Genomic DNA, 6,202 nt, shown 5'->3' with positions numbered 1-6,202 from the left:
TAATATGACCGCTGAATTAATTACTCCTATTGCTATGGAAAAAGAGCTTCGCTTTGCCATTCGTGAAGGTGGAAGAACAATAGGGGCAGGAGTGATTACAGAGATAATAGAGTAGTTAGAGGAGAAGATGTCTCAAAAAATAAAAATTAGAATAAAGAAACGAGGAAAATAAGCAAATGAACAACCGTTTAAAGACTGTATTTTTTTTAACTCTTTTAACCATACTGTTAGTTTGGGTTGGTTCTATTTTAGGTGGTCATAGTGGCGCCACCTATGCTTTTATCTTTGCTCTGCTTTTAAATTTAGGAAGTTACTGGTTTTCTGATAAGATTATCTTAAGGAGCTATAAAGCAAGGAATGTCTCTAAGGAAGAAATGCCTCGTCTCTATAATTTGGTAGAAGATTTAACCTTAAAGAGCAGTCTTCCCTTGCCTAAGATTTATCTGATAGAAAGCGATACTCCCAATGCTTTTGCTACCGGTAGAAATCCTTCTCATGCTGCTGTGGCTGTAACTTCAGGAATACTAAATATCTTAAATGAGGAAGAATTAAAAGGGGTAATTGCTCATGAGCTATCTCATATAAAAAATAGAGATATATTAATTAGCACCATTGCCGCAACTATTGCCGGAGCTATTATGATGCTGGCTAGTTGGGCAAAATGGGCAATGATATTTGGAGGGTCTGCTCGGGATGAAGAAGGAGATAGTCCTTTAGTTTTTATCATTATGGCTATCTTAGCCCCCATCGCAGCTTTATTAATCCAGATGGCTATTTCTAGGTCTAGAGAATATTTAGCTGACAAAAGTGCTGCTGAAATATGCCAAAATTCACAACCATTAGCTAACGCTTTAAAGAAACTTCATCAAGGAATTAGCTATCGCCCTATGAATGAAGCTACTCCTGCTACGGCTCATCTCTTCATTGTCAATCCATTTAGAAGGAGTATGATGGTTAACTTATTTAGTACTCATCCACCTATAGATAGTAGAATTAAAAGATTAGAAGGAATAGCCGAGCTATTTTAAAAATAAGCTAACCAAAACCTTAAGAATTAAGATAGCCCTCGGCTAATGCTCGGGTTTCCTCGCATTTCTTGGCTGTTACCCCCACGAAGGGGCAAACAGTTTCCTCCTTCGTGGGTAATCCCTATAATAGGAGTTTTTTTAAATTCCTAAGACAATAAGTTAATAGTTACTGAGAATCATAAAAGATGGATTATTTAAAGACTTCTTTAATCGTTACAGGTTCAATCTTACTTATCTTCATTATGGTTAAGATTATGGCTAAAGTTATCAATGTCTTACTTACTTCATACTTCTACCTCTTAAAGGGAATTGGGTAATAAAAACAGCTTTACTTTGAGTAATTAGTTTTTGAAAGTTTTGCATGAAGATTTATAAAAACTACAAATTAGTAAGATTCCCTGTCGTTAAGATATTTCTGACTGCTTTCGTCTTTTTTTTTATAGGGATCTTTAGTTCTACTTTTGCTATTATGTTTATTACTCCCCAAAAGAAACAAGTTCGTGTTCCGAATTTAGTTGGCCAGGAATACGAAAAAGCTTTAGAAGTGCTAAAGAAGTATAAGTTAAAACCAAAAGTAAATTTTAAATATAGCCATATCCCCCAAAATCACATCATTTCTCAACTTCCTACCTCCGGCAAACAAGTTAAAATTGGTAGAGGTATTGAAATAAATGTAAGTAAGGGTCCAATCTTTGTGGAGGTTCCTGATATTACTAAGTTGACTTTACTAAAAGCAAAAGATATTTTAAGGCCAGTTGGGAATAATAAAAATGGTAATATCGGAGGATTAAAGATTGGTGAAGTAACATATGTTCATTCCCCGGAAGTAGAAAAGGATTGTATTATTGCCCAAAATCCATGCCATAGAAAGAAAGTTCCTAAAGACTCCTCCATAAATGTCTTGGTAAGTTTAGGAGAAAAAAAACTTACTCTTCTTATGCCAGATTTAACTAACTTAAAATCAAGCGAAGCCTTAACTACTTTAAATCAACTTGGATTGACCTTAAAGAGCATCGAACATAAAGTAGATAAGAATGCAGAAGAAGATATTGTTTTAAATCAAAACCCTGAGGTTGATACCGAGGTAACCAAAGACGATCTAGTAACTTTAGTGGTTAGTGCCAAAAAGATTAAAGAAACGGAACAAGCTCGTAATATTTTTATCACTTATAAAACACCAGATGGTTTTTATCATTTTCAAGTAAGGATATTAGTTAAAGATTTCCAAGGAGAAAGAGAAGTTTACAATCAAAAGACTCCTCCTGGCTCTAAGGTGGAATTAGGAGTAGAAGTGTCTGGGAAAGCTAAAGCTATTATCTACCTAAATGAAGTTTTAAAGGAAGAAAGAGAACTTTGACCTTAAAAAAGATAGAAATAGAACTTGCTCCTTCTTTACTCTCTTGTGATTTTAGTTATCTATAAAAAGAAAATAAGGATGGCTGAAGAAGCAGGTTGTCGATATATTCATTGGGAAAGCTAAAGCTATTATCTACCTAAATGAAGTTTTAAAGGAAGAAAGAGAACTTTGACCTTAAAGAAGATAGAAATAGAACTTGCTCCTTCTTTACTCTCTTGTGATTTTAGTTATCTAGAAAAAGAAATAAGGATGGCTGAAGAAGCAGGTTGTCGATATATTCATTGGGATGTGATGGATGGACATTTTGTCCCCAATATTACCGTAGGTATTCCAGTAATTGCTAGTTTGAGAAAGAAGAGTAACCTTATCTTCGATGTTCACTTAATGATTGAAGACCCAGATAAATTTGTTAAGCCATTTAAAGAAGCAGGTAGCAACATCATTACCTTTCACATAGAAACCATAAAAAACCCTGACGAAATTATCGATTCCATAAAGAAGATGGGGGTAAAAGTAGGAGTGGCTATTATTCCAAGCACTCCTTTAGAGAGCATTTATGGAATTTTAGATAAAGTAGATTTAGTCTTAATCATGACGGTTAATCCTGGCTTTGGAGGGCAATCTTTTCTTCCTGAAGTAATACCTAAGATAGAAAAACTTAAAAGTATAATGAAAGACCGTAATTTAAACTTCCTTTTAGAAGTTGACGGAGGAATAAACTTAAAGACGGTGACCAAGGTATTGAAAGCCGGAGCAAATCTTATTGTCGCAGGTTCTAGTATCTATCATAGTAAAGATCCTAAAGAGACTATTCAAAGATATAAGGATATATTTATATCTTTTCAAGCTTATGTTGATTAAATATTTTAGTTAAAGTGTATCTTGAGGAAAAAAATGATGCTTAAAGTTGGAATTATTGGAGCGACCGGTTATGCAGGAGAAGAATTAATAAAGATACTACTTCATCATCCTCAAGTGAAGATTACTCTTTTGCAAGCAGTAGTAAAAGAGGATATTCTGATTCAAGATTTCTTTAAAGGTTTACAGGGTAAGATAAATTTACTTTGCACTAACTTAAATTTAGAACAAGTTATTCTTGAAACAGATTTAATATTTTTAGCTCTTCCTCATAAAGCCTCTATGGAAATAGCTCATCTGCTTTTAAAGCATAAGAAAAAAGTAATTGATTTAAGCGCTGATTTTCGATTAAAAGATACTTCTATTTATGAAGAGTGGTATCAAACCAAACACACTTGTCCCCAGCTTGTTAGGGAAACAGTTTATGGGTTGCCGGAATTATATCGAAACTTTATTAAAAAAGCAACTTTAATAGCTAACCCAGGATGTTATCCCACTAGTATTATCTTAGGCTTAGCTCCTTTAATTAAACACCAAAAGATAGACTTAAATAATATCATCATTGATTCTAAATCTGGAGTTACTGGAGCAGGAAGAACACCTACTCATACCACTCACTTTCCAAATTGCTCTGAAAACTTCTTTGCTTATAAAATGTTTAACCATCGGCACACTCCAGAAATAGAACAAGAATTAAGTTTTTTAGCTTTTAAAGAAGTCAATATTACTTTTATTCCTCATTTACTTCCTATTAATCGAGGCATCTTATCTTCTATCTATGTCGATTTAAAAGATTCTTTAAATCAAGACCAACTTTTAGCTATTTACCATGATTTTTATCAAGATGAACCTTTTGTCCGCCTCTTAAAAGATACATCTCCTCAAATAAAAGATGTTATTTATACCAACTTTTGTGATTTAAGTGTCTTTGTAAATAATAAAAAAGCTTTGATTGTTTCATGTCTAGATAATTTAATTAAAGGGGCTTCTGGTCAAGCTGTGCAAAATATGAATATCATGTTTGATTTTGAAGAAAAATTAGCTTTGTGGTAATAAAAAAATAGTTATATCAGTAGGTAGCAATTCGCCAAGAATTAAATATTGGCCTTAAATTTATCCTTTTAATAACTATACCCAAACAAAAAATTATGAGAAACTTAAAAAAAGGAATTACTGCTCCTTTAGGATTTTTAGCTAATGGAATTTGTTGTGGAATTAAGGAAAAAAGTTATGACTTAGCCTTAATCTACACTAAACCAAAAGCCACCGCTGCTTGTTTATATACAACCAATAAACTTAAAGGAGCTCCTTTGGTAGTTACTAAGGAACATTTACAAAAAAGTAAAAAAAGGGCTTCCGCTATTATTATTAATAGCGGCAATGCCAATACTGGTAATGGCTTAAAAGGAATTGAAGATGCTAAAGTTATGGCGGCTACTACGGCTTCTTGTTTAAATCTTAAAAAAGAGGAAGTATTGGTAGCTTCCACCGGTATTATTGGTGTTCCCTTACCCGTGGACAAGATTAAAGAAGGTATTAAAGTGTTATCTAAAGAGCTAAGTGAAGAAGGAGGAGTTAAGGCAGCCTTAGCCATTATGACTACCGATACCTTGCCTAAAGAATGCAGTCTTAGCTTTAAGATAGAAGAAAGAGTAGTAACTGTAGGTGGAATGAGTAAAGGAGCAGGAATGATTCATCCCAAGTTAGCTACTACTTTAACCTTTATTACCACGGATATATCTATCAATTATCAATTACTAAAAGAAGCCTTAAAAAGCAGCACCGATAAAACTTTAAATTTAATTACCATAGATGGAGATACTAGTCCTAATGATATGGTGGTTATCTTAGCCAATGGCTTAGCAGGTAATAAAAGAATAACTAAAAAAGATCAAGATTTTTATAAGTTTCAAGATACCTTAAGAGAAGTTCTTCTTAACTTAGCTTTAATGATTGTAAAAGATGGAGAAGGAGCTACTAAATTAATCCAAATTCAGGTGGTAAATGCTAAGAGTGCTTCTCAAGCTAAAAAAGTTGCTTTTGCGGTAGCTAATTCTCCTTTAGTCAAGACTGCCTTTTTTGGTGAAGATCTTAATTGGGGAAGGATCATTAGCGCTATTGGTAATAGTCAGACTAATCTTGATATAAATAAGGTAGTTATCTACTTAGGCGAAAATTTATTAGTTAAAGATGGCGCTAAAGCTTTTTCTAGCCTTGATAAGCTAAAAGAGTTACTCAAGGAAAAGGAAATATATCTTAAGATTGACTTACATCAAGGCAAAGAAGAACTAAAAGTTTGGACTACAGATTTATCTCTAGAGTATGTGAAGATAAATTCAAATTATCGGACTTAATTTTATGGTTGGATAAAAAAATTTGACAATAGACAATATTTAACAAATAAATAAAAAAATTGATAAAAAACCTGTAATACCCAAATGAAAATGTCCTAATATCCGCAAATGAAAATGTCCTGTTTAAGGATGTAAAATATCCCTCAAAAAAGGAGGGAGAAATGGAGAAGGGAAATTGACTGTGATTGATCGACAAGTGGTAGTTTTTCCCCGATTATCCCCTTTCTCCACTTCTCCTTCTTTGCACATTTTAATTAAGACATTTTTCTGGATAAAGCTCCCTTAAGGCTAAAAAATTATAAAGAAAACCCCGCAAGGGGTTAAATCCTTGCGGGGTTTTTTGATTGGACAACCACAAGGGTTGTCCCTACGAATTGGTGATACTTCTTTAGGAAGCGGTTACGATTTTAGTCGTTACGCCAGGCTCATTCATTTCAATATGTTATATCCACCGCCAATGCCCTATTTCTTTAACTCTCATTTCTCCATCGATTCTTCTATTGCTTTCATCACTGACTCTAAGTTGGTCTCATGGGATGGAAGTCTATTCTCCGAACTACTTATATGTTTATGGTGAGGAAAGTTCTCTAATTTGGTATGATGAG

6 protein-coding genes are annotated in these 6,202 nt (G+C 33.6%); all 6 read left to right on the top strand.

Translation table 11 applies throughout. The features are described from left to right. A partial coding sequence (locus KJ849_05650) for a hypothetical protein (protein ID MBU2600039.1) occupies window positions 1-115 on the top strand: 115 nt, incomplete at its 5' end. A 61-nt stretch (window positions 116-176) separates the two neighbouring features. Next, entirely contained in the window at window positions 177-1,028 is an 852-nt protein-coding gene (gene htpX, locus KJ849_05645) for a zinc metalloprotease HtpX (GenBank protein ID MBU2600038.1), read from the top strand. 361 nt (window positions 1,029-1,389) lie between these two features. Next, on the top strand, window positions 1,390-2,385 hold the full coding sequence (locus KJ849_05640) for a PASTA domain-containing protein (protein ID MBU2600037.1): 996 nt from the start codon (window positions 1,390-1,392) through the stop codon (window positions 2,383-2,385). Window positions 2,386-2,574: 189 nt separating this feature from the next. After that, window positions 2,575-3,246, top strand: a complete 672-nt coding sequence (rpe, locus tag KJ849_05635; protein MBU2600036.1) for a ribulose-phosphate 3-epimerase — start codon at window positions 2,575-2,577, stop codon at window positions 3,244-3,246. A gap of 36 nt (window positions 3,247-3,282) precedes the next feature. Next, on the top strand, window positions 3,283-4,296 hold the full coding sequence (argC, locus tag KJ849_05630) for an N-acetyl-gamma-glutamyl-phosphate reductase (protein MBU2600035.1): 1,014 nt from the start codon (window positions 3,283-3,285) through the stop codon (window positions 4,294-4,296). A gap of 95 nt (window positions 4,297-4,391) precedes the next feature. Further along, the gene (gene argJ, locus KJ849_05625) at window positions 4,392-5,597 is read left to right on the top strand and encodes a bifunctional glutamate N-acetyltransferase/amino-acid acetyltransferase ArgJ (protein MBU2600034.1); all 1,206 of its coding nucleotides are present in this window, start codon (window positions 4,392-4,394) and stop codon (window positions 5,595-5,597) included. The last annotated feature ends 605 nt before the right edge of the window (window positions 5,598-6,202 follow it).

It is taken from the genome of bacterium (assembly GCA_018830565.1).
Lineage (GTDB): Bacteria > UBA9089 > JAHJRX01 > JAHJRX01 > JAHJRX01 > JAHJRX01.
This window is presented reverse-complemented; position numbering and strand designations above follow the sequence as displayed.